The 21,669-nt window shown below is 72.5% G+C and carries 19 protein-coding genes; 11 read left to right on the plus strand and 8 right to left on the minus strand.

Annotated elements, in window-relative coordinates; all coding sequences use genetic code 11:
- Positions 1 to 202 precede the first annotated feature (202 nt).
- The 4 genes from RAN62_RS23375 to RAN62_RS23390 are packed head-to-tail and all read right to left on the minus strand — an operon-like array spanning position 203 to position 3,445.
- Positions 203 to 469 (minus strand): UBP-type zinc finger domain-containing protein, encoded by a 267-nt coding sequence (locus RAN62_RS23375; RefSeq protein ID WP_305786861.1) that lies wholly within the window; start codon positions 467 to 469, stop codon positions 203 to 205.
- Complete coding sequence (locus tag RAN62_RS23380; protein WP_305786862.1) at positions 466 to 2,040, minus strand: Na+/H+ antiporter; 1,575 nt, start codon at positions 2,038 to 2,040, stop codon at positions 466 to 468. The genes RAN62_RS23375 and RAN62_RS23380 overlap by 4 nt, the downstream gene beginning before the upstream one ends.
- A 51-nt stretch (positions 2,041 to 2,091) precedes the next feature.
- Entirely contained in the window at positions 2,092 to 2,733 is a 642-nt protein-coding gene (locus RAN62_RS23385; protein WP_305786863.1) for a hypothetical protein, read from the minus strand.
- 31 nt (positions 2,734 to 2,764) lie between these two features.
- Positions 2,765 to 3,445 (minus strand): EcsC family protein, encoded by a 681-nt coding sequence (locus tag RAN62_RS23390; RefSeq protein ID WP_305786864.1) that lies wholly within the window; start codon positions 3,443 to 3,445, stop codon positions 2,765 to 2,767.
- Positions 3,446 to 3,687: 242 nt separating this feature from the next.
- Between RAN62_RS23390 and RAN62_RS23395 the strand changes: the two genes are divergently transcribed.
- On the plus strand, positions 3,688 to 4,593 hold the full coding sequence (locus tag RAN62_RS23395; protein ID WP_305786865.1) for a proteasome assembly chaperone family protein: 906 nt from the start codon (positions 3,688 to 3,690) through the stop codon (positions 4,591 to 4,593).
- A gap of 73 nt (positions 4,594 to 4,666) precedes the next feature.
- Here the strand turns inward: RAN62_RS23395 and RAN62_RS23400 are convergent, their stop codons facing one another.
- Positions 4,667 to 6,886 carry an IPT/TIG domain-containing protein gene (locus tag RAN62_RS23400; protein ID WP_305786866.1) on the minus strand — a complete coding sequence of 740 codons (2,220 nt, stop codon included), beginning with the start codon at positions 6,884 to 6,886 and terminating at the stop codon, positions 4,667 to 4,669.
- 220 nt (positions 6,887 to 7,106) lie between these two features.
- On the opposite strand from RAN62_RS23400, the gene RAN62_RS23405 reads away from it, so the two are divergent.
- On the plus strand, positions 7,107 to 8,606 hold the full coding sequence (locus RAN62_RS23405) for a GAF domain-containing protein (RefSeq protein WP_305786867.1): 1,500 nt from the start codon (positions 7,107 to 7,109) through the stop codon (positions 8,604 to 8,606).
- On the opposite strand, the gene RAN62_RS23410 is transcribed toward RAN62_RS23405, so the two are convergent.
- Positions 8,603 to 9,382 (minus strand): alpha/beta hydrolase, encoded by a 780-nt coding sequence (locus RAN62_RS23410; RefSeq protein ID WP_305786868.1) that lies wholly within the window; start codon positions 9,380 to 9,382, stop codon positions 8,603 to 8,605. The two genes, RAN62_RS23405 and RAN62_RS23410, sit on opposite strands and share 4 nt — an antisense overlap.
- Before the next feature lie 137 nt (positions 9,383 to 9,519).
- Here RAN62_RS23410 and RAN62_RS23415 point away from each other — a divergent pair, with 137 nt between their 5' ends.
- Complete coding sequence (locus RAN62_RS23415; RefSeq protein ID WP_305786943.1) at positions 9,520 to 10,164, plus strand: hypothetical protein; 645 nt, start codon at positions 9,520 to 9,522, stop codon at positions 10,162 to 10,164.
- Between the two features lie 61 nt (positions 10,165 to 10,225).
- Here RAN62_RS23415 and RAN62_RS23420 read toward each other — a convergent pair whose 3' ends face one another.
- The gene (locus RAN62_RS23420) at positions 10,226 to 10,423 is read right to left on the minus strand and encodes a hypothetical protein (protein WP_305786869.1); all 198 of its coding nucleotides are present in this window, start codon (positions 10,421 to 10,423) and stop codon (positions 10,226 to 10,228) included.
- 238 nt (positions 10,424 to 10,661) lie between these two features.
- Between RAN62_RS23420 and RAN62_RS23425 the strand changes: the two genes are divergently transcribed.
- From RAN62_RS23425 to RAN62_RS23450, 6 genes are all read left to right on the plus strand, one after another.
- Entirely contained in the window at positions 10,662 to 11,642 is a 981-nt protein-coding gene (locus RAN62_RS23425; protein WP_305786870.1) for a TolB family protein, read from the plus strand.
- A gap of 477 nt (positions 11,643 to 12,119) precedes the next feature.
- Positions 12,120 to 13,844, plus strand: a complete 1,725-nt coding sequence (locus tag RAN62_RS23430; protein WP_305786871.1) for a sensor histidine kinase — start codon at positions 12,120 to 12,122, stop codon at positions 13,842 to 13,844.
- Between the two features lie 11 nt (positions 13,845 to 13,855).
- Positions 13,856 to 14,269: a roadblock/LC7 domain-containing protein gene (locus tag RAN62_RS23435; RefSeq protein WP_305786872.1), complete on the plus strand. Its 414-nt coding sequence runs from the start codon at positions 13,856 to 13,858 to the stop codon at positions 14,267 to 14,269.
- 5 nt (positions 14,270 to 14,274) lie between these two features.
- The gene (locus RAN62_RS23440) at positions 14,275 to 14,643 is read left to right on the plus strand and encodes a DUF742 domain-containing protein (protein WP_305786873.1); all 369 of its coding nucleotides are present in this window, start codon (positions 14,275 to 14,277) and stop codon (positions 14,641 to 14,643) included.
- A complete protein-coding gene (locus RAN62_RS23445; RefSeq protein WP_305786874.1) occupies positions 14,621 to 15,217 on the plus strand; it encodes a GTP-binding protein in 597 nt (198 codons plus the stop codon). The genes RAN62_RS23440 and RAN62_RS23445 overlap by 23 nt, the downstream gene beginning before the upstream one ends.
- Positions 15,214 to 15,753, plus strand: a complete 540-nt coding sequence (locus tag RAN62_RS23450) for a GAF domain-containing protein (RefSeq protein WP_305786875.1) — start codon at positions 15,214 to 15,216, stop codon at positions 15,751 to 15,753. The genes RAN62_RS23445 and RAN62_RS23450 overlap by 4 nt, the downstream gene beginning before the upstream one ends.
- 1,677 nt (positions 15,754 to 17,430) lie before the next feature.
- On the opposite strand, the gene RAN62_RS23455 is transcribed toward RAN62_RS23450, so the two are convergent.
- On the minus strand, positions 17,431 to 18,636 hold the full coding sequence (locus RAN62_RS23455; protein ID WP_305786876.1) for an acyl-CoA dehydrogenase family protein: 1,206 nt from the start codon (positions 18,634 to 18,636) through the stop codon (positions 17,431 to 17,433).
- Between the two features lie 235 nt (positions 18,637 to 18,871).
- Between RAN62_RS23455 and trmB the strand changes: the two genes are divergently transcribed.
- Both trmB and RAN62_RS23465 read left to right on the plus strand, forming a co-directional pair.
- Positions 18,872 to 19,543 (plus strand): tRNA (guanosine(46)-N7)-methyltransferase TrmB, encoded by a 672-nt coding sequence (gene trmB, locus RAN62_RS23460; protein ID WP_305786877.1) that lies wholly within the window; start codon positions 18,872 to 18,874, stop codon positions 19,541 to 19,543.
- A 38-nt stretch (positions 19,544 to 19,581) separates the two neighbouring features.
- A complete protein-coding gene (locus RAN62_RS23465) occupies positions 19,582 to 21,600 on the plus strand; it encodes a sensor histidine kinase (RefSeq protein WP_305786878.1) in 2,019 nt (672 codons plus the stop codon).
- The last annotated feature ends 69 nt before the right edge of the window (positions 21,601 to 21,669 follow it).

Raw genomic sequence — 21,669 nt, forward strand, 5'->3', positions numbered from 1 at the left:
TGGCAGGCGGGCCGCCGGCAAGCGAGGCCGGTGAGAGGCGCGGCCAGTGGCAGGCGGGCCGCCGGCCCCGGGGTCATGGCCGGCGGAGTCGGTGGCCCGGCCGGCGGCGGTGACAGGCGGGGTCCGTGGCCGGCCGGCGGCGGTGACAGGCGGGGTCGGTGGCCGGCCGGGCGCGGAGGCCCGGCCGGCGGTCGTGCGGTCGTCAGGCGCCGAGGACGTCGTCCACGTAGCACCACTTCCAGGTCTCGCCCGGTTCGTACGAGCGCATCACCGGGTGCCCGCTCTCGTCATGGTGGGCGGACATGTGCCGCCGCGGCGAGGAGTCGCAGCAGCCCACGTATCCGCACTCCAGGCAGAGCCGCAGGTGCACCCAGTCGTGGTGGCCGTCGTGCACGCACTCGGGACAGCCGCCCTCGTAGGGCGCCTGCGGGGCCGGCTCGGTGGCTTCCTTCAGGTGCTGGCAGGTCAATCGTCGCTCCGGTGTAGCTGGGACTCTTCCAGGTCGAGCTCGCGTTGCGCGCGGGTCAGCACCTCCTCGGAGATGCGCCCCTCGTTGCGGGCGATCTTGAAGACGTGCCGTTCCGCGGTAATCATCTCCCGCCGCAGTCTGCCGTACGCGGCGGACGGGGTCTCCTGCCGCTGGTTGCCCAGCCGCTCCCAGGCCCCGTTGGCCCGGCTGTCGGTGAGCGCGCGCAGCCGCTCGACCACGGACACGGGCGCCCCGTCGGCGTGCTCCTCGAGCCGCTCGCGGGCGGCGCGGCTGGCGGCGTGCTGGACGTTGGCCTCGGCCAGGGCGTCGGCGCTGCTGGTGTCCTCGCGCACGCCCAGCCGGCGGGCCATCCACGGCAGGGTCGTGCCCTGGATGAGCAGCGTCAGCACGATGACCGCGAAGGCGACGAAGACGAACAGCTCGCGCGGGTAGTCGTTGCCCGCGAACGTGTCGTTGGGCGGCAGCGTCAGCGCGGCCGCCAGCGTCACCACGCCGCGCATGCCCGCCCAGGCGATGACCGTGGGCACGGCGACCGGCGGGCGCTCCTCGCGGGCGCGGATCCGGGGCATGAGCCGGGCCAGATAGGTCGCCGGGTACATCCACACGAACCGGATGACCACCAGCACCAGGAACACCATGACCGTGACCCGGATCGTGGTGGCCAGGCCGACCTCGATGTTCTCGATGAGCTCGCGCAGCTGGAGACCGACGAGCAGGAACACGACGCCTTCGAGCAGGAAGTTGACCAGCCGCCAGACGGCGTCCATCTGCAGGCGGGAGGTCGCCGACAACAGGTACGGGATGCGGTGCCCCAGATAGAGCCCGGTCACCACGACGGCGACGACGCTCGACGAGTGCAGCTCCTCGGCGACGATGACGACAACGAACGGGGTGAGCAACGACACCGCGTCGTCCAGCAGCGGGTCGGTGATCTTGCGGTGCAGCCACGCGGCGCCCACCGCGGCGGCCAGGCCGAGCAGCACGCCGCCGCCGGCCTTGAGCGCGACCTCGCCGGCGATCTCCCAGAAGCCGACCGCCGACCCGAGCAGGGCGGCCACGGCGATCCGCACGGTGACCAGCGCGGTGGCGTCGTTGAGCAGGCTCTCGCCCTCGAGGATGGTGACCACCCGCCGGGGCAGGCCGATGCGGCGGGCGATGGCGGTGGCGGACACCGCGTCGGGCGGGGCGACGACCGCGCCCAGTGCCACGCAGGCGGCCAGCGGCACGTCGGGCAGCAGCATGTGCACGACGAAGCCGACGACGAACGCGGACAACAGCACCAGCCCGACGGCCAGCAGCAGGATCGGGCGCAGCGCGCGGCGGAAGGCGACGAGGTTGGTGTTCAGGGCGGCGACATAGAGAAGGGGCGGCAGGATGCCGATGAGGACGAGTTCGGGCTCGAGGTGGATCTCCGGCATCCCCGGCACGTAGGACAGGGCGAGGCCGGCGACGAGCAGGACCAGGGGTGCGACGAATCCCAGGCGCCGGGCCAGGGCGGCGCCGAGCACCGAGATGGCCACGAGCACGACCGTCTCGACGATGCTTTCCATGCGGAGAGCTTAGAGAAAACTGAGCGCCGCGGCCTGTGGCGCCCCACACCCTTACTTTGTCCGCACCACCGGCGACCGCAGCAGCGTCCCCGCCATCGTCCCGTCCCCGCTGCGCCGGGTGATGACCGCGTCGAGGGAGAAGACGTATCCGGTCGTCCGGTCGAGGCCGGAGATCGTGGCGGTCATCGGCCCGCAGGCGGCGCCCGGCTTGACCGTCACCCAGCCGACATCGCGCTGCTTGCCGAACTTGAGGTCCTGGCTGATCGCGGTCAGCCGGTACTCGACCAGGTTGTAGCCGCCGACGTTGTACCAGCTGGCCACCGCGCTGGTGGTGCCCGGCACGACGTCGAGCGCGCGGATCTGCGAGAAGTGCACGGTGTTGGGCGAGCACGTCGGCGTGGGCGTCGCCCGGGTCGCCGCGGGCAGCGGCAGGAAACCCGTCGTCGGTCCCGCGCTCGGATAGGGCGGGACCCCGCTGCTGTACGTGGGCGTGGGCGTCGCGCTGCCCCGGACGACGACCTGCCACGGCTGGGCGCCGTTGGCCTGGCCGGTCGCGGACGACGAGCCGCCGCCCGCGGTCGAGCCGGAGCCGCCGAGCACGCCGCAGCCGGCCAGCAGCACGGGCACGAGCAGCAGCAACGCCCAGCGCGCGCCGCGCATCGGGCCGGCGGTCCGGTCAGCAGTGGTGGTCACGGGGTCCCGATCGCCCGGACCGGCCCCGACATTAGGCGGCCGAGTACTGCTCCCGGGTGCGTCTTGCGAGATCTTTGGTTGCCGCCGAGTTGGCCCAGGTGCCCAGGAGGACGGCCGCGCCGGGGACGATCTTGGCGAACATGCGCTTCGCCGCGCGTACGCCCGCCATCTGCGCGAGCTTGACGCCCAGCTTGACCATCACCCCGGTCAGCGGCCGGTCGGCCGCCCCGGCGAAGAGCCGGCTGGCCCGCTCGCGCCCGGCCGCGACGCCCAGGGCCAGGCGCGCCGACTCGGCGATCTTGTGCACGCGCTGGAGGACGAGCAGGTCGGTGGCGCGCTCGGGGTCGGTGGGGTCGAGCCCGTAGGCCGCGGCCACGTGCAGCACCATGCGCGCCTGCGTCCAGGCCAGGACGCCGACGTCGACGACCGCGCCGGGCAGGCCGGTCGCCCCGGAGACCGCCCCGGACAGCCGGGCGTGGTTGGTGAAGCGGCGCACCGCCAGCTGGGCCAGCGCCTCCTCGGTGATGCCGGGCTGCTCCTCGCGGACGCGCCCGGCCCAGTCGCGGGCCTCGGGGCCCAGGCGGCGGACCGCCTCGAGCGCCAGATGCTCCGGCGCGTATTGCGGGTCGGCTTTCATCCGGGCCCACAGGCTCCCCGGCGGGGTGGCTTCGTCGGACGTGGTGGCGGACGGGGGAACGGCGGAATCACTCACCAGATCGCTCCGAGGGGACGAGGGGGATCCTGGTCTTATTGTGCCTTGCAGATGCACGTGCACGCCAAACCGAGACAGAAAACACTTTCCGCGCTCGTCCGGTGACTCTGCCGTACCCCTCGTGGGCACTCGACGAGGGCGGGAGGGCGTACGGAAAGATCAAGGAATGAAACCGCGCGCCGGGGTGTTGTGGTCACAATGCCCGCCGGTAGTGCGGGCGTTGTGACGAGGAGGTCCGCAGCGTGCTCGACCCACAGGGGCTCTACGAGTTGGCCGACGACCTGCCCGAGCTGGACAGCGTGGTGCTGATCCAGGCGCTGACGGGGTTCGTCGACGCGGGGAGCGCGATCCAGCTGTCCCGCGAACATCTGCTGGAGGAGTTCGAGAGCCGGGTCCTCGCGACCTTCGACCTCGACCAGCTGCTGGACTACCGGTCCCGGCGCCCGCCCATGATCTTCGTCGAGGACCACTGGGAGAGCTACGAGCAGCCCAGCCTCGCCCTGCACCTCGTCAAGGACCTCACCGGCACCCCGTTCCTGCTGCTCGCCGGGCCCGAGCCGGACCTGCAGTGGGAGCGCTTCATCGCCGCCGTCCGCCAGCTCATCGGCCGCTTCGGCGTGAGCGTCACCGTGGGCCTCAACGCGATCCCGATGGCCGTGCCGCACACCCGCCCGGTCAGCATGACCGCCCACGCCACCGAGCAGCGCCTGCTCGGCGAGCACGAGTCCTGGCTGCAGAAGGTGCAGGTGCCGGCCAGCGTCGGCAACCTCCTCGAGTTCCGCCTCGGCGAGGCCGGCCTCGACGCCATGGGCTACGCCGCCCACGTCCCGCACTACCTGGCCCAGACGTCCTATCCGGCCGCGGCCGAGCTGCTCATCGAGTCGGTCGCCAACAGCACCGGCCTGGTCCTGCCCACCCTCCAGCTGCACGAGGCCGCCGCCGAGGTGCGCGAGGAGGTCGACAAGCAGGTCGCCGACGACGAGCAGGCCGGGCGCCTGGTCACCTCGCTCGAGGCGCAGTACGACGCCTTCGTCCGGGGCCGGGACAGCAACCTCCTCGCCGAGCCGGGCCGCAACCTGCCCAGCGCCGACGAGCTGGGCGCCGAGCTGGAGCGCTTCCTGGCCGAGCAGACCCGCGACAGCGACTGAGCCGGGCCGTGACAACGGCCGAGTGCGGGCCGTCACAACGGCCGGGTTCGGGCCGCGAGAACGCCGGGAAGGGCTATTTCACGTACGTGAAGGTCAGCTTCCCGCTGTAGCCCGCCGCCGAGCGCACCTGCACCGACACCTTGCCGGCGGCGTGGCGGACGAGGGTCAGCGTCAGCCGGGTGTCGCTGACCCGCTGGAAGCTGGCCCGCTTGCCGGCCGAGTAGGCGATCGTCACCTTGCTCAGATACCGCCCGGTGACGCTCACCTTGGTCATCTTCGCGGTGCTGCCCTGGGCCGGGGCCAGCGAGCTGATGAGCGGCCGGACGCTCGCCGAGTAGGTGAAGGTCGCACTCTTGCTCACGCCGCCCGGCCCGGTGACGACGACTGTGACCTTGCCGGCCCGGCGCGCCGGGGCCGTGAACTTGAGCTGCGAGTCGGACACCCGGGTGAACGACACCGCCCGCCCGCCGATCGCCACCCGGGTCGCCCCGGTGAACCCGCCGCCGTTGATCACCACGGCGGTCGACGTCGTCGTGAGCCCGATCGCCGGGCTCAGCGAGGTGATGGCCGGCTTGGCGGGCGCCTTGGCGGTGTACGTGAGCGCGTTGCTCGTACCCCCGGCGGTGGTGACCACGAGTGACGCCGAGCCGGTCGCGCGCTTCTTGACGAAGACCTTCAGCGTGGTCGCGCTCACCACCGTGTAGCCGAGCGCCGTCGTGCCCAGTTTGACCGAGCGGATGTTGACGAGGTTGGTGCCCGTGACGACCACGGTCGTCTGGACGGCGGTGCTGACGCCCGTCGCCGGCGTGAGCTTGCTGAGCGTGGGGACGCCCGAGGCCACGTACAGCAGATAGCGGTAGCCGGTCGTCCCGCCGCCCGTGGTGACCGTCACCGGCACGTTGCCGGTGGTGTGCGCGGGCGCCACGAACGTCACCGTCGTGTCGCTGACCGACGCGGGCGCGACGATCGAGGTGCCCACCTTCACCGAGGTCGCGCCGGCCAGGTCGGTGCCGGTCAGGGTGATGGTCGTGCCGCCGTCCCGGCTCACGCTGGACGGGCTGATCGCCGTGAGCGCCGGGGGCGCCTGCGTGAAGGAGAAGTCGTCGGCCGTACCGCTGCCGTCGCTCGTGCCCGCCGCGTTGGTGACCGTCACGTCGGCCACGCCCGTGACGCCGCGCGGGGCGGCCGCGACCAGGCGCGTGACACCGTTGGTGACGGTCTTGCTGAAGGTCGCGCTCGCGCCGCCGAACCGGACCGCGGTCGCCTTGGCCAGCCCGGCCCCCGTGACGGTGACCGACGTGCCCGCCGGCCCCTTCGTCGTCGACAGGGCCGTCACCTGCGGCGCGACGGTGACCGAGGAGGAGGGCGTCGCGATGCCGTTGATGGTGTACGCGCCGGAGACCACCGTCTCGACGAAGCTCCACGAGAGGTGCGCGTCGCCGTCGTTGCCCCAGCCCGTACCCCACTGGTTGCGGACGTAGATGCCGTCGGCGTCGTACCCGAAGGCGGTGATCATGTGGCCGCCGAGGCTGGTGCCGCTCGTGGTGCTGTAGAGGCTGTGCGGGCCCAGGTCCATGAAGTCCTGGAAGACGTTGAAGCCGATGGCCACCGGCTGGTTGTTGGCCAGCGCCTGCTTGATCGCCGTCTCGGCGTTGTCGCCCTGGTTGGCGCCGCTCCACAGCCGGGTCCAGCCGGTGATCTTGTAGTTGCCGGCGTTCGCGATCTCGGCGGAGGTCGGCGCCACCTTGTAGTTGCTGGTGCCCTGGAAGTAGTCGTCCTGGCTGTCGACGCCGTTCGCCTGCACGTTGGCGAGCACCGTGTCCGGGTTGAGGCCCCGGCTCGGCGCCCCGCCCGCGACGACGTTGCGCATGTAGAGGAACAGCGGCGCGTACGGGGAGTCGACCCCGCCGGTCCGGTTCGCGTACCAGCCCATGAGGTTGCGCGAGATCGTCCACGCCACGCACTGGCCGATCGAGCCCTGGTCGCCGACCGCCGGCGCGTAGGGGCGCAGGTCGACGGCGGCCGGGATGCCGGTCGTCACGGCGCTCGGGCTGGCGAGGTACCGCTCGGTGTTCGCGACGTACCCGCCGACGTGCGGCTGGGTGTCCTCGATCATGGCCGAGTCGTCCCACGGGTCGAACTCGGGCGCTCCGGGCGTACCGTCCGCGGGAATACCCTCCCCGGGCGGCGGCGGCACCGAGGCGCGGGTGGCGGCGAAGGCGGCCTGTGTTCCGGTGCCGAGCGCGAGCGCGGTGACGAGGGAGACCACGACGGTCCTGGCGGCGCGGGGCATCCTGATCTCCGTTCGTCGGGCGTTCGCCGGCATCGCGCTCCTGATCGGTACGGCCCCCGAGCGCTTGAGCGGTGGAAACCGGAGCGCAACCCGGGTTCACCGATTCGCCCGCCGGAGGGGTCCGGCTTGTCCGATGATGAGGAGGTTCGCGAGTGACAGGAGTTCCGCGGTGGTCTCATTCCGGTCGCGTTCGGCGGAACGGCAGGGCCCGGCAGCGGGCATGCCGATCCCCCGTGACGTCGAGAGCCTCGAGAAGCTGATCATCGACCTCACCGGCGCCCAGGACGAGGAGTCCGCCTGGCGCATCACGGTCGACAGCACGGTGAGCTCGCACAACTTCAGCTACGGGGCCGTGTGGCTGCCGACCGGCACGGGCCAGGTCACCGTCGCGTACGAGACCGGGACGATCGTGCGCGAGATGCAGGCCGTGATCCAGGGCAAGCCGGTGCCGGCCGACGCCGGGCTGGTCGGCAAGGCCATCCGGACCAAGCAGCCCGTGTACGTCGGCCAGATGGACCAGTGCAGCGACTGCCTGCGCTGCCAGGCCGCCGGGCGCACCGGCATGCACGCGGCGATCATCACCCCGGTCATCCGGGACAACCAGGTCATCGCGGCGCTGGAGTACTACTCGGCCGAGCCGCTCTACATCGACGGCCCGCGCAGCGAGAAGTGGGCGTCCATCGCGCGGATCGCCGAGCAGGCCCGGTTCAACGCCCTCGCCGCGGCCGAGCTGCGCCAGGTCGCCGACGACCGGCTCGCCGTCACGAACGTCGTCACCGCGCTCGGTGAGGCCACCGACCCCATGTCGACGCTGCGGATCGCGCTGGACTCGGTGCGGTCGGCGTTCGGCTGGGCGTACGGGTCGTTCTGGGAGCTCGACGACACCCAGAACGTGCTCAAGTTCAAGATCGAATCGGGCTCGGCCGGCGACGAGTTCCGCAAGGTGACTCTCGCGGCGACCTTCGCCGAGGGCGTCGGCCTGTCCGGCCGCGCCTGGCGCGCCCGGGACCTGGTCTTCGTGCGGGACATCGGCGAGCTGACCGATTGCGTACGGGCGCCCGCGGCGCAGCGGGCCGGCGTGCGCTCGGGCGTCTGCTTCCCGATCCTGAGCCACGGCCGGATCATCGGCACGATGGACTTCTTCACGACGGAGTACATCGAGCTGTCCGACTCCCGGGCGTCGGCGCTGCGCAACGTGCAGCAGCTGGTGTCGCAGCGGCTCGACATCGTCCGCGGCAACGAGACGGCGGCCGAGAACTCGCGGAACCTGCTCGACACGATCTCCCGCCTGCGCGCGGCGAGCGACGACGCGACCCGGGTCGCCCAGGACGCCGTGGCCCGCGCGTCGGAGATGACCCAGGAGGTCGAGGCGCTGGGCCGGGCCTCGACCGCCATCGGCGACGTCATCAAGATCATTTCGGCCATCGCGGACCAGACCAACCTGCTCGCCCTCAACGCGACCATCGAGGCCGCCCGGGCGGGCGAGGTCGGCCGCGGCTTCGCCGTCGTCGCCGGCGAGGTCAAGGATCTGGCCCGCGAGACGGCCGAGGCCACCCAGCGCGTGTCCGAGCAGATCAACGGCATTCAGAACAGCGCGCGTACGGTCTCCAGCGGCATCCTCACGACCAGCGACACCATCGGGCAGATCAGCGCCGTGCAGGAGCGGATGAACGAAGTGCTCGAGGAGCAGGCGCGCATGGCCTCGGCCCTGCAGCTCTAACGGTCCAGCGGCAGCCAGTCGAGCACGGCCTGGATGTGCTCGTCCCAGTAGTCCCAGACGTGCGCGCCGGGGCCGAAGCCGACCTCCAGCGCGACATTCTCCTTGCGGGCCGCCGCGACGAACCGCTCGTTGTGCGGCAACAGGTGGTCCTCGGTGCCGCACCGCACCATCAACTCCGGCAGCCGGTCGTCCGCCTTCGTCAACAGGTGCAGCAGGTCGTCGTCGGTGCCGGCCGGGTCGGCCCCACCGAACACCCGGCCGATGAGGTCGGCGACGTGCGGCCGCTGGTCGTGCTCGAGCATGTACGCCACATCGAGCGCCCCGGACAGGCTGGCCGCCGCCGCGAACCGGCCGGGCTGCCGCAGCGCCCACTTGAGCGCGCCGTAGCCGCCCATCGACAGCCCGGCGACGAACGTGTCCTCCCGCCGCGCCGACACCCGGAACATGCTCGCGACGATCGCGGGAAGCTCCTCGGACAGGAAGGTCCAGTGCTTGAGGCCGTACTTCTCGTCGGTGTAGAAACTGCGATGCACCTGCGGCATGACGACGGCGAGACCCTTGGCGGCGGCATAGCGCTCGATCGAGCTGTAGCGGGTCCACGCCGTGTCGTCGTCCGTGAGCCCGTGCAACAGATAGAGCACCGGCGGCGGATCGTCCGTGGCGCCTCCCTCGCCGGAAAGCCCGATCTGCGCGGCCGTCCGCTGCGGCAACAGGACGGTCATGGACGTGCCCAGCTCGAGCGTCTCGGACATGAAGTTGCACCGGATCAATGCCATCCCCGCAGTCTCCACCAAGATCACGCACCGTGTCGAGGCGCTCACCTGCGCGTTGGGAAATGTCGTACCCGTCGATTAGTATGTGTGTACGAAAACGGCGCCTGAGCTGCGGGGAGATCACTGTGACGACGCCCGTAATGTCCACCTCGATCCCGACCATCCCGCCCTACGCGACAATGCTGGCCTTCACCCGCTATGTGGCCCGGACCGGCCCGGCGAAGGCCACCTTCGTCGGCGGCCTGCGCCGCCAGCGCGAGCGGCGCAGCGGCTTCAACCCGCACGGTCAGCTCGTCAAGGCCCTCAAGGCCGACATCGCCTTCCGCACCGGCGGCAGCTATCTCGAGGGCGTCACCGAGCTGGTCAAGCCCCGGTGGAAGCCGCTCTACGAGGCCGTGAGCACCGGCGCCCTGACCTATCTGCGCTCGCTCGGCGACCCGGGCGAGGTCGGGCTCGCCCAGACCCGCGAGGCGCTGACCTCGGTCGGCCCGCTCGCCGTGAAGATCAATCCCCACTTCGGCCTGCACCACGAGGACGGGCGCCGCGAGGCCGTCCGGCTGCACTTCGACGAGCAGCCCCCGACGCCCGAGGTGGTGACCGCCACCCTCCACCTCATGGCCCGCCACATGGACCAGATCCTGCCCAACGCCGAGCCGGTCCTGGTCGACCTCCGCCGCGGGGTGACCCACCGCCCCGACCCGGCGACCAGGACGGGCGACGTCGAGCGCTGGCTCGCCGGCGAGGCCGCGGCCTTCACGGCGATGTGGAGCACCGACGCCGCCTGATCCCTGCCGCACTCACGGCCAGGCACCCGCCCGCACGGTTCGCGCCGTGCGGGCGGGCTGCTCACGGCCGGGCGGGCGGGCTGCTCACGGCCGAGCCGCGGATCTTGCTCGCCCGGGCACCGGGGCCGGCCGCTCGGCCGTTGACCGCGCCCGCCGGGGGTTTCCTGCCGGGCCGGGCGAACGGCGGCACACCGGCCGCCCGCGCCCGGCCGCCCGCCGGCTCGACGGTCCGGCTCATCTGCCCGGCGACGCGTCTCACCCGGGTCGCCTGGGCCGGCGTCGGGGCGGGCGACGCTCCTCTCTCGATCTCGGTTTCGGGCAGCCGTGCGCTTTGGGGGCTTTGTCCGGGCGGGGCGGGTCCACGGGAAAGCGGACGGAGGCGGGTCGTCCGAACGGTTCGGATTTGTTGGGGTTTCGGGGTGGGAACCGCTTAGGTGCGGGCCGGTTGCGACGATGACTGCGGTGTAGGCGGAAGACGACGTCGGGGGGCGTTGACCATGCAGGTCCGGATTGCGGCGCGGGTGGCAGTGGTGGTGGCGGGCATCGCCGGGGCGGGGCTGGTGGCTCCCGTGGCGGCGGAGGCGGCAGCCGGTGCCAGGGCGGCCGCGCCGGCCGCGGTCGCATACGTGCGGTCCGGCGACGTCTACGTCAGCCGGGGCACCGCGGAGTCGCGGGTGACCACCGGCGGCGGCTGGTCGCGGCCCCGCTGGTCGCCCGACGGGCAGTCGATCGCGCTGCTCAAGGGCGGGCAGCTGTGGGTCATGAAGGCCGACGGCACCGCCAAGCGCCGGGTCACCACGCGGGCGGCTGCCGGGCCGAGCTGGTCGCCGGACGGGCAGTCGATCGCCTTCGCGTCGCTGTCCTGCTCGGGCGGCCCCGGGGTCTACCGCATCTCGGCGACGACGGTGAACGCCGCGCCCGAGGTCGTCTTCCCCGCGTACTGCCGCGAGGAGGAGCTGCCGGCCGAGCCCGCCGCCCAGGCCGCCGCGACCGGATCGCTCAGCGAGCGGCTGCGTACGGACGATGCCGTGGCCTGGTCCCCCGACGGCACCCGCGTCGCCTTCCGCGGCGGGGACTGCGAGTCGCTCTACGACGCGTGCCTGACCGTGGGCACGCTGGCCACCGGGGGCGAGAAGACGGTCGCGGCCTACGGGGGCGGCAGCCGGCAGAACTCGGGCTTCGCGGTCGTGCCGAGCTGGCGGGCCGACGGGGCGAAGCTGGCCTGGACCGCGTACGAGCAGGGCGAGACCCCGGCGGCGAACCAGCCGGTGCACGTGGTCGAGTACGACACCGCCTCCGGGGCGAAGCGGACCGTCGGCGCCAGCCAGGACCGGGAGCTCGCGTACATCGACGCCGGCCGCGCCGTGGCGACGGGCACGTACAAGAACGGGTCCTGGGTCATGCTGGTCGACCTGGCGACGGGGGCGCGGACGCCGTTCCGGCAGGGGTCGCAGCCCAGCGTCCAGCCCACGCACTGACCGCGCGAAGAAACAGGATCCACGCGAGGGAAGCGCGCGGGAACACGACCCGCGCGACGAAAGCGTGCAGGGAAGCGCGAAGGACGCCCGCGCGACACGAGGTCCCGCGAGCGGAGCAAGGGCCGGCCCGGCAACTCGGGCCGGCCCTTCGCACGTCGTTCGGCGCCGCCGGGCGCGACGCGCGTACGGAAGAAGCGGGAAGAACCCCGGACGGACCGTAAGGTTCATCGCAAGTGCCCGGAAATTTCGGGGCTGTGCCCTTTTGACGCGAGACCGTTACCGGTTCGTCCCGGGGCCAGGTGACGGCCCCGCCGCCGCGTCCGGGCCGGTCGCGCGGCAGTGATCGGGCTCGATGGGCGACCGGGCGGGCCGTTCTCCCCGCTGGACAAGTCGGCCGGGCGCACTAGAGTGGGCGTCGCTTCCACAGTGGATATCCACTGGTCATCCCCCGACGCCTCTCGCCGCTCGAGGATGCTCATGCCCGATACAGTTCTTCCCGCCCCGTCCGGTTCGGACGATGCCGCGCTGCGGGGGCGTCTCGTGCGGCTCGGTGTTCTGCCCGCCGCCGCGGCCGCCGTCCTCTTCGCGGTGGCGATCGGCTACCTGTGGTCCGGCGGGGTGGACGCGACCGAGGGCGCGCTGATCGCCGCGTTCGTGGCCGGCCTGCTCGTGATCGCCGTGACGGCGGCCAGTGCGGGGCGGGCCGCCCGGCAGGCCGACGAGCGGATCGTGGTGCTCCGGGCGGAGGCCGCCGAGGCCCGGGCGTACGCCGCGGATGCGCGTACGGAAGCAAGCCGGGCCCAGGCCGAGGGCGCACGCGCCCAGGCCGAGGCCAACCGGTCCCGGGCCGACGCCGGCGCCGGGCGGGCCGACCTCGAGGCCACGCGGGCCGAGCTGGCCCAGCAGGTGGCCGAGGCGACGGCAGCCCGGGCCGAGGTCGTGACCGCGCGCGCCGTCGTCGCGCAGGCCCAGGCGGCCGCAGCCGACGCGCAGACGGTCGCCGCGCACGCCCGGGCCACCCTTGATCTCGTACGGGCGGAGGCCGACCAGGCCAAGGCGGAAGCGGCCGAGGCCGCGGCGCTCAAGGAGCGGCTGCGCGAGGCCGAGTCGCGTCCCGTCGTGGTGCGGTCGCACTCCGGCCGTCAGGTCGAGGTCTTCGTCAACCTGTCGCGGCGGCTGCAGTCCCTGGTCCACCGCGAGATCATGCTGCTGGACGCCCTGGAGAACGAGGTCGAGGACCCCGACCTGCTCAAGGGCCTGTTCCAGGTCGACCATCTCGCGACCCGCATCCGCCGGCACGCCGAGAACCTCGCGGTGCTGGGCGGCACGGTGTCGCGCCGGCAGTGGAGCCGGCCGGTCGTGCTGACCGAGGTGCTGCGCTCGGCGATCGCCGAGGTCGAGCACTATTCGCGGGTCAAGCTCGTGCCGCCGATCGAGGGCACCGTGCCCGGGCACGCCGTCGCCAGCATCATCCACCTGGTCGCGGAGCTCATCGAGAACGCCACGATGTTCGCGCCGCCGCAGACGCAGGTGCTGCTGCGGGCGCAGGCCGTGGCGGCCGGCATGGTCGTCGAGGTGGAGGACCGCGGGCTCGGCATCCCGGCCGCGGACCGCGAGCGGGTCAACCGGCTGCTCGCCGACCCCGACGACGTCGACCTCGACGAGTTGCTGCAGGACGGCCGGATCGGCCTCTTCGTGGTCTCGATGATCGCCCGCCAGCACGGCATCACCGTGCAGCTGCAGAGCAACATCTACGGCGGCACCCAGGCCGTGGTCGTCCTGCCGCGCCAGCTCCTCGGCCCGGTCACCGAGGAGGGCGAGACCGCGGTGGTCCCGGCCGCCGCGCCGGTCCCGCCCGCCCCGACGGTACGGGCGACAGCCCGCGCCCAGCTCACCGCGTCACCCCCCGAGTGGCCCGCCCCGGCCGCTCCCGCCCCCGAAGAGAACGCCGATCCGGAGCCCGACACCGACGTCATGCTCCTGACCGGTGCTGCCGGAGACGGCCCCGCCGACGCTCCGCCCCCACTCCCCCGCCGGCACAGCCAGACCCATCTGGCGCCGCAGTTGCAGGCGGGACCCCCGGAGCGCGCCAGCGACCCCGAGGAGGACACCGAGGTGCACGACCCCAGCCTGATGGCGTCGTACCTGCGTGGTGTCTCGCGAGGCGAGGCAGGCGAGCCGACCGGCACCGAGCCCCGCTGAGAGAGGTCCCCATGCTCACGAACGATCCGGTCCGCCCGGCCCAGAGCCTGGCCTGGCTGCTGTCCGGCCTCGCCGACCGCGTCCCGCACACCCGCAGCGTGCTGCTGCTCTCGTCGGACGGGCTGCGCAAGGCCGCGCACGGGCTCGACGACGACAGCGCGGACCACCTCGCGGCGATCGCCTCCGGGCTCTTCTCGCTGGCGCGCAGCGCGGGCATCCGCTTCGACGGCGGGGACGACGTGCGCCAGGTGGTGGCGGAGCTCGACGGCTCGTTGCTCTTCGTGACCGCGGCCGGCTCCGGCGCGGTGCTCGCGGTCCTCGCCGGCAAGGCGGCCGACCCGGGCGTGCTCGGCTACGAGATGGCCCAGCTGGTCAAGAGCGTCAAGCCCTACCTCGGTACGCCCGCCCGGCCCCCGGCGCGGTGACGGCCGTGGGTGCCGAGCAGGAGCCGTGGCTCGACGAGGCGGCGGGGCGGCTCGTCCGGCCGTACACGGTGAGCAACGGCCGCACCGAGCCCAGCACCCGCATGGAACTGCTGTCCATGGTGATCGCGACCGGCCGGCAGCCGCACGGCCACCTCGAGCCGGACCACGCCCAGGCGCTCGGACTCTGCCGCAGCCCCACGACGGTCGCCGAGGTGGCCGCGCGCCTGCGCCTGCCCGCCGTCGTCACGAAGATCCTGCTCTCGGACCTCGTCGACGCCGGCGCCGTCCACACCCGGTCGCCCGGCAAGCCGGACGATCCCACCACCACGTCGGTACTGGAGACCATTCTCGATGCCCTACAACGACGGCTCTGAGCCCCTGCCGAGCCTGCCCACCGCCCTCAAGCTGCTGATCGCGGGCGGCTTCGGGGTCGGCAAGACCACCTTCGTGGGCGCGGTCAGCGAGATCGAGCCGCTGCGCACGGAGGAGCTCATCACCTCCGCCAGCATCGGCACGGACAACCTGGCCGGCGTGGAGAGCAAGGCGACCACGACGGTGGCCCTCGACTTCGGCCGCATCACCGTCGACCAGGACCACATCCTCTACCTCTTCGGCACGCCCGGCCAGGAGCGCTTCTGGTTCATGTGGGACGAGCTGTCCGCGGGCGCGCTCGGGGCGGTGGTGCTCGCCGACACGCGCCGGCTGCAGGACTGCTTCGCGGCCGTCGACTTCTTCGAGTCGCGGGGCATCCGCTTCGTCGTCGCGGTCAACGAGTTCGAGGGTGCGTACCGCTATCAGGCGCCGGACCTGCGCGCGGCGCTCGACCTCGACCCCGCGGTCCCGATCGTCACCTGCGACGCGCGGGACGCCCGGTCGGCCACCGGCGTGCTCATCCGCCTCGTCCGCCACCTCCTCTCCTCACCGACGCCCGTAGGGAGCCCGGCATGATCTACGACTCCGCCCCCCACCACCCGCTGACCCCGGTCGACCCCGAAGTGCCCCTGCGCATGCGCCGCCTCGCCGACCTGGGCCTGGGCGACCAGCCGGTCCCCGAGTTCGACGAGTTCGCGCGGCGGCTGACCGAAGTGACCGGCGCCCCGTACGCGATGGTCAACTTCATCAGCGCCGACCGCCAGTACTTCGCCGGCCTCCACACCGTCTCCCGAGGCGACGACGCGGCGACGCCCGGCCGGGTCATGGACCGGGACCACGGCTACTGTCCGCACGTGGTGGTCCGCCGCAAGGCGCTGGTCCTCGACGACGTCTGCGACTACCCGCGCTTCGCCGGCAACCCGGTGGTCGACGAGATCGGCATCCGCTCCTACCTGGGGGCGCCGCTCATCGACCGTACGGGCACGACCCTGGGCACCATCTGCGTGGTCGACGTGGAGCCGCGCCCGTGGGGCCGCCCGGGCCTGGAAACCATCAAGTCGATGGCCGCGGAGCTGATCGACCAGATCCACCGCCGCGAGGACGGCCGCTGACGCGCTGTTCTTCCACCGCCTCCCCGTCACGTGCCGCCTCCCCGTCACGTGCCTTCTGTTACGCGAATCACGCCGCCGTTTTTCGCACCGGGCACGAACTCGCCGAGCGAATGTGGCACTCGGAAAATCGAATCCGATGAGGTGTGCGCGGACCTCGCGGAGGACAATCGTCGCCATGGAACAGTTGTCGATGTTCAGCGGGCCGGAGGTGGCCGTCATGCGCGACAAAGGACGGTCACGCCGCCCTGACGCTGCGCGCGACGAGTTCCGGCGTGCGCACGCGCGTCATCGCGAGTGGGGTAAGGCCGTCCGTCACGCGCAGGCTATTTACCGCGCTTTCCACAGTGAACCGGAGTCGGGGCCGCCGCGCACGCCCGAGGAGGAAGCCGCCCAGTCCCGCCGGGCGGAGAGTGCCGCTCAGCCCGGTCGAGAGCGCGCCGTCCGACCCGCTCGAGAGCAAGGCGCCGTCCGACCCGCTCGAGAGCAAGGCGCCGTCCGGCCCGGTCGCGAGGAGGAGTGCCCCGCCCGCCAAGAAGAGGAGCTCGCCGCCACCCCCCGCGAGGAGGAGGACGCCCGCGGTGACCACCGCCCGCCCAGTGCGCCACATGCCGCTAGCAGCCCGCTCGACGCGCCCGGCCGGCGATCAGCCCACCCGACACGGCACGCTTTGCGACCAACCCCACCCGGTGCGCCGCGGCTCGTCCGCGACCGGGCACCCGATGCGCCTGACCTTGCGACCAGCCCACCCCGCGCGCCCTGCCTCGCGACCGGACCACCCGGCGCGCCCGAACACGACCGGCACCCGATACGCCCGGTCCCGCGACCAGGCCGCCCGACGTGCCCGGTCCCGTGATCAGGCCGCCTGACGCGCCCGTCCCGTGATCAGGCCGCCCGACGCGCCCGTCCCGTGATCAGGCCGCCCACCGCCCCAGCGCCACTCCCGCGTTTGGACCCCTGTCGGAGCTTGTGCCGAGTAGTTGCTGTTCCTGCATGTGAAGGCGAGTGTCCGCTTTCGTGCTCGGATCGGTCCTGTTTCTGAGAACGCGCGCGCCGGCTCCCGCTTTCGCGCTCGGATCGGTTTCCGTTTGCGCGTGCCGGTTCTCGCTTGCACTCTCGGGGTGTTTCTGATTACGAGTCTGCGCGCGGCGTTGCCTTCCCGCGCTTGCACTTTGAGTCGGTGACGTGTGCGCGGCGCGGCTGTTCCGCTCTCTTGTTCATGGCAGTTCCGACTGAACGATCGAGCTTCCCGTTCCGCGATTTCCGGCTGCGCCCAACGCGGGGCGTTCAGCGCCGTCTCCTGGGCCCGCGGCGCCGAGACCGGGCTTCCGAGAACAGCCAGCCGTGCGCACGACCGACGATGACCAGCCGCGCGCACGACCGAAGAGGTTCAGACGCGCGCACGACCGACGACGCTCAGACGCACACGACCGAAGAGGTTCAGTCGCGCACACGACCGACGATGACCAGCCGCGCGCACGACCGAAGAGGTTCAGACGCGCACACGACCGACGACGTTCAGACGCGCGCAGGCGGCGGGGGGTGGGCAGCTGCGCACGGACGACCGTGGGTCCATAGCCCGAAGCGAAGGGGAAGCGCGGCGCGGGCGAGCGGCTCGGAGCGAGGCGCCGGCGAGCGGGGCGCCGGCGAGCGGGGCGCCGGCGGGCGGCTGGTGCGCGGTCAGCTGGTGACGGCTTCGGGCTCGGCGGGGGTGGGGGCGGCGAGGCGTTCGGACCATTGGCCCTTGGCGGTGCCCAGGGCGAACTCGGCGAGGCGGAGGAGTTGGACGTCGGAGGTGCCGGCGGGGGCGTAGATGTGGTGGGCGTCGCGGAGGTAGCGCTCGACCGGGCGGTCGGGGAAGAGGCCGGCGGCGGCGTGGATCTCCATGGCGTTGCGGGCGCTGTCGAGGGCGGACTCGACGTTGACGAATTTGGCGTTCATCAGTTCGGCGTCGCAGGGCAGGCCCTGGTCCAGGGTGTGGACGGCGTGGTAGGCGGCGAGGCGGGCCGTCATCAGGCGGGACTGCATCTGGCCCAGTTTGAGCTTGATGGGCAGGAGGTCGCCGAGCGGCCGGCCGTAGCGGTGGCGGTCGGTGACGAAGGCGGTCGTCTCCTCCACGAGCGCCTGGTGGATGCCGAGGGCGACCGCGGTCAGGTTCGCCCGGCCGTACAGGATGCTGGAGGAGTAGGCCACCGGCAGGCCGTCGCCCTCGGCACCCAGCCGGTTGGCCGCGGGGATCCGGCAGTTGTCGAAGATGAGCTCGCCGAAGCTGAAGCCGTGCAGCCCCATCGCGGGCCGGTGCTCGCCGAGCGAGAAGCCCGGCCGGTCCGCCTCGACGAGGAAGGCCGACAGGCCCTTGGACCCCGGCCCGGTCCGCACGACCACGCCGTGCAGGTCGCCCACGTGACTGTTCCCGACGTACACCTTGCCGCCGTTGAGGATGTAGTCGTCGCCGTCGCGGACGGCGGTGGTGGTCATGCCGAGGACGTGGCCGCCGGACTCCTCCTCGGTGACCGCGATCGTGGGCAGGCAGTCGCCGGCGGCGATGCGCGGCAGCCAGGTCGCGCGCTGCTCGTCGTCGCCGAAGTGCAGGATCTTCGCCACGCCGAGCTGCGACGCCTGGACCATGGCGCCCATCGCCCCGCTGACCCGGGCCAGCTCCTCGATGACGATCGTCTTGGCGAGGTGGCCGAGACCCATGCCGCCGTACTCGGTGCCGATGGTCACGCCGATCCAGCCCTGCCGGGCGATGAGCCGGGCGAGGTCGTGCTGCACGCTCCGCGCGGCCTCCATCTCGCCGACCCGCAGGCGCACCTCCGTCTCGGCGAACGCCCGCACCTCCTGGCGCAGGCGGTCGTGGCGTTCGGTCAGGAAATAGGCGTCCACGGCAACTCCTCGTGGGGGGTCGAGGGAGGTGGCTTCTCGCCGCTGATCGTATCCGGACAGACACGCATAGTGATAGATCAAATTTTCCCGTGGATCACGGAAACCCGGCGAATCCGTCCACAATAGATGACCCGCCGCCCCCGCATCGACAATCGGCATGATCCCCGGCGCCTGCGGGGCCGCCGGACCATGATCGCCGGCCCGAATCCGGGCCGGGTCCTAGACTGGGCGCCTGATGAGCGACACGAACGCACGGCCGATCCGGACCTTCCACCCGCGCCGGGGCCGCATGGGCACCCGGCACGCCGACGCCTTCGCGGAGCTGTGGCCACGGCTGGGGATCACAATCGAGGACGGCGACCGCAGCCCGCTGGATCTGGCGGAGTTGTTCGGGCGGGACGCTCCGGTCGTCCTCGAGATCGGATTCGGCATGGGTGACAGCCTGGCCGCGACGGCGGCCGCCGATCCGGGGCGGAACTATCTAGGCGTCGAGGTGCACACGCCCGGCATCGCCAACCTGCTGGCCCTGGCCGGGGAGAACGTCCGGGTGGCGCACGGCGACGCGATGGAGCTGGTCCGGCGGCTGGCGCCGGGGAGCCTCGACGCCGTGCACGCGTTCTTCCCGGACCCGTGGCCCAAGGCGCGGCACCACAAGCGGCGCCTGATCCAGCCGGCCAACGTGGCCTTGCTGCGCGAGCGGCTGCGGCCGGGCGGCACCCTGCACTGTGCGACGGACTGGGCGCACTACGCCGAGGCGATGCTGGAGGTGCTGACCGCCGATCCGGGACTGGCGAACGCGTACGACGGCTTCGCCCCGCGCCCGGACACGCGGCCGGTGACGAAGTTCGAGCAGCGGGGCGTCCGGGAGGGGCGGGACATCGCCGATCTGGTGTTTCGCCGCGTTTGACCCGTTTCGGAAGGCTACGCTGAGGGCGGAGGTCGCGCATGCCACTCAGCGAAATCGTCGGCCCGGCGGATCACCTCGCCGCGCTCGTGGCCCGGGCGGCCCGCGCGACGAGTGCGCTCGTGCACTTCGCCGAAGGTGGCCGGCTACGGCTGTGGGGCGCCTACGGCCTGGAGACGCCGCGCGAGCGGATCGCCGACGCCCCCATGGACGAGGGCCTCTCGGGCATCGTCGTGTCGACCGGCAAGGAGCTGATCCTCGACGACCTTACCGGCGAGGAGTGGGCGGCGGTGGGCTGGCGGCCCGGGGCCTTTCTGGCGTTTCCCATCCGCGGTGAGCACGGCGACATCCTGGGCATGTGCTGTGTGGCCGAGCGCGACCCGAGAAAGTGGAGCGCCGACGACGTGGCCGCCGTCGCCGAGGGCGCCCGGGTCGGCACGCTGCTCATCACCGAGCACCTGGCCCGGCAGGAGATCGATCGGCAGCGGCGGTTCCTCGACGCCGTGCTCGACAGCCTGCACGACGGCGTCACGGCCTGCGACGCCGAGGGCAACGTGGTGCTGCTCAACCAGCGCATGCAGCAGCTCTGGGGCGACCGGCCGCTGCCGCGCACGATGGCCGACATCGACGTGATCGCCGGGTTCACCGACGGCACGGGCGCGCCGGTCAAGCGCGACGACATCGCCATCCTGCGGGCGCTGCGCGGCGAGCCCGTACGCAATCACGAGGTCGAGCTGCAGGGCCGCGACCGTCCCACCCGGCACTACGTCGTGGACGCCCAGCCGATCATCGGGCCCACCGGCGACACCATCGGGGCCGTCCAGGCGATGCAGGACGTGACCCGGCGCAAGCGGGCCGAACGGTTCCGGACGTGCGAGCTCGAGGTGATCACGGCGCTGGCGGAGGCCCGTACGGTGGAAGCGGCCGGCCCCCGCGTGCTGGAGGCCATCGTCCGGACCCTGGGCTGGACCCACGCCGAACTGTGGCTGGCCGACGACGCGGCCGGGACGATCCGGTCGGCGGCGCAGTGGAGCGCCCCGACCTGGGACGGCGGCATCGACGTCCCGGACGAGCTGCCCTACGGCGTCGGGCTCGCCGGCCGCGCGTGGCAGGCCGGCAAGCCGCTGTGGATCCGCGACGTCGGCCGCCCGCAGAGCCTGATCTCGCCCGAGACCGCCGCCGAGTCCCAGCTGCACGCCGCGCTGGCGATCCCGGTCCGGCACGGGCTCGAGGCGCTCGGGGTGCTGACAGTCTTCGCCGGGAGCGCGGAGAGCCACGAGGACGAGCTGGTCGCGCTGATGTCCGGGATCGCCGCGCACATCGGGCAATTCCTGGAGGCGCGGCTGGTGGAGGACCTGCAACGTCAGCTGACCCGGACCAAGAACGAGTACCTGGCGCTGATCGGGCACGAGTTGCGCACGCCGCTGACGTCCATCGCCGCGTACACGGAACTGCTGCGGGAGGCGGACGCCAAGACGCTGACCGAGGACGGGCCGGCGATGCTCGAGGTGATCGAGCGCAACACCACGCAACTACGGCACATCATCGGCGAGCTGCTGGAGCTGTCGGCCCTGGACGGCGGGCACGCGGAGGTCCAGCTCACCCCGATCGACCTGGCCGGCGTCGTGCGGGAGGCCGTCGCCCGTACGCGGGAAGCCGTCGACGGGGAACCGCTCACCGTCGAGGCGGACCTGCCGCCGGAGCTGATCCTGCCCGGCGACCGCAAGCGCCTGCGCCAGGTCCTCGACAACCTGCTCGGCAACGCCGTCCGCTACAGCCCCGACGGCGGCCGCGTGACCGTCGCGCTGCGCGTGGAGGGCCGGGCGGCCGAGCTGTCCGTGTCGGACACCGGCATCGGGGTCTCGCCGGAGGAGCGCGAGAAGATGTTCACCGGCCTCTACCGCACGAGCCGGGCGCGGGACAGAGCCCTTCCCGGTACGGGTCTCGGCCTCACCCTGAGCCGCGCGGTCGTCCAGCGGCACCACGGCAGCATCGAGCTCATCGACGACGACGGCCCCGGCACGACGATCCGGGTCCGCCTTCCGCTCGACGCCCGATGAGGACAGACCGCGGCGCTCCGAGTTGTGCCGGTCCACTCGGCCCGGTAGGGAGAGAGAGTCCCTTCTCCG

Source organism: Symbioplanes lichenis (assembly GCF_030709675.1).
Classification (GTDB): domain Bacteria; phylum Actinomycetota; class Actinomycetes; order Mycobacteriales; family Micromonosporaceae; genus Actinoplanes; species Actinoplanes lichenis.

What these genes read in the sequence shown, in the direction of transcription:
- RAN62_RS23380 (WP_305786862.1), bottom strand. Translation starts at nt 2,040, where the DNA reads ATGGAAAGCATCGTCGAGACGGTCGTGCTCGTGGCCATCTCGGTGCTC.
- RAN62_RS23400 (WP_305786866.1), bottom strand. Translation starts at nt 6,886, where the DNA reads ATGCCCCGCGCCGCCAGGACCGTCGTGGTCTCCCTCGTCACCGCGCTC.
- RAN62_RS23405 (WP_305786867.1), top strand. Translation starts at nt 7,107, where the DNA reads ATGCCGATCCCCCGTGACGTCGAGAGCCTCGAGAAGCTGATCATCGAC.
- RAN62_RS23410 (WP_305786868.1), bottom strand. Translation starts at nt 9,382, where the DNA reads ATGGCATTGATCCGGTGCAACTTCATGTCCGAGACGCTCGAGCTGGGC.
- RAN62_RS23415 (WP_305786943.1), top strand. Translation starts at nt 9,520, where the DNA reads ATGTCCACCTCGATCCCGACCATCCCGCCCTACGCGACAATGCTGGCC.
- RAN62_RS23425 (WP_305786870.1), top strand. Translation starts at nt 10,662, where the DNA reads ATGCAGGTCCGGATTGCGGCGCGGGTGGCAGTGGTGGTGGCGGGCATC.
- RAN62_RS23430 (WP_305786871.1), top strand. Translation starts at nt 12,120, where the DNA reads ATGCCCGATACAGTTCTTCCCGCCCCGTCCGGTTCGGACGATGCCGCG.
- RAN62_RS23435 (WP_305786872.1), top strand. Translation starts at nt 13,856, where the DNA reads ATGCTCACGAACGATCCGGTCCGCCCGGCCCAGAGCCTGGCCTGGCTG.
- RAN62_RS23445 (WP_305786874.1), top strand. Translation starts at nt 14,621, where the DNA reads ATGCCCTACAACGACGGCTCTGAGCCCCTGCCGAGCCTGCCCACCGCC.
- RAN62_RS23450 (WP_305786875.1), top strand. Translation starts at nt 15,214, where the DNA reads ATGATCTACGACTCCGCCCCCCACCACCCGCTGACCCCGGTCGACCCC.
- trmB (WP_305786877.1), top strand. Translation starts at nt 18,872, where the DNA reads ATGAGCGACACGAACGCACGGCCGATCCGGACCTTCCACCCGCGCCGG.
- RAN62_RS23465 (WP_305786878.1), top strand. Translation starts at nt 19,582, where the DNA reads ATGCCACTCAGCGAAATCGTCGGCCCGGCGGATCACCTCGCCGCGCTC.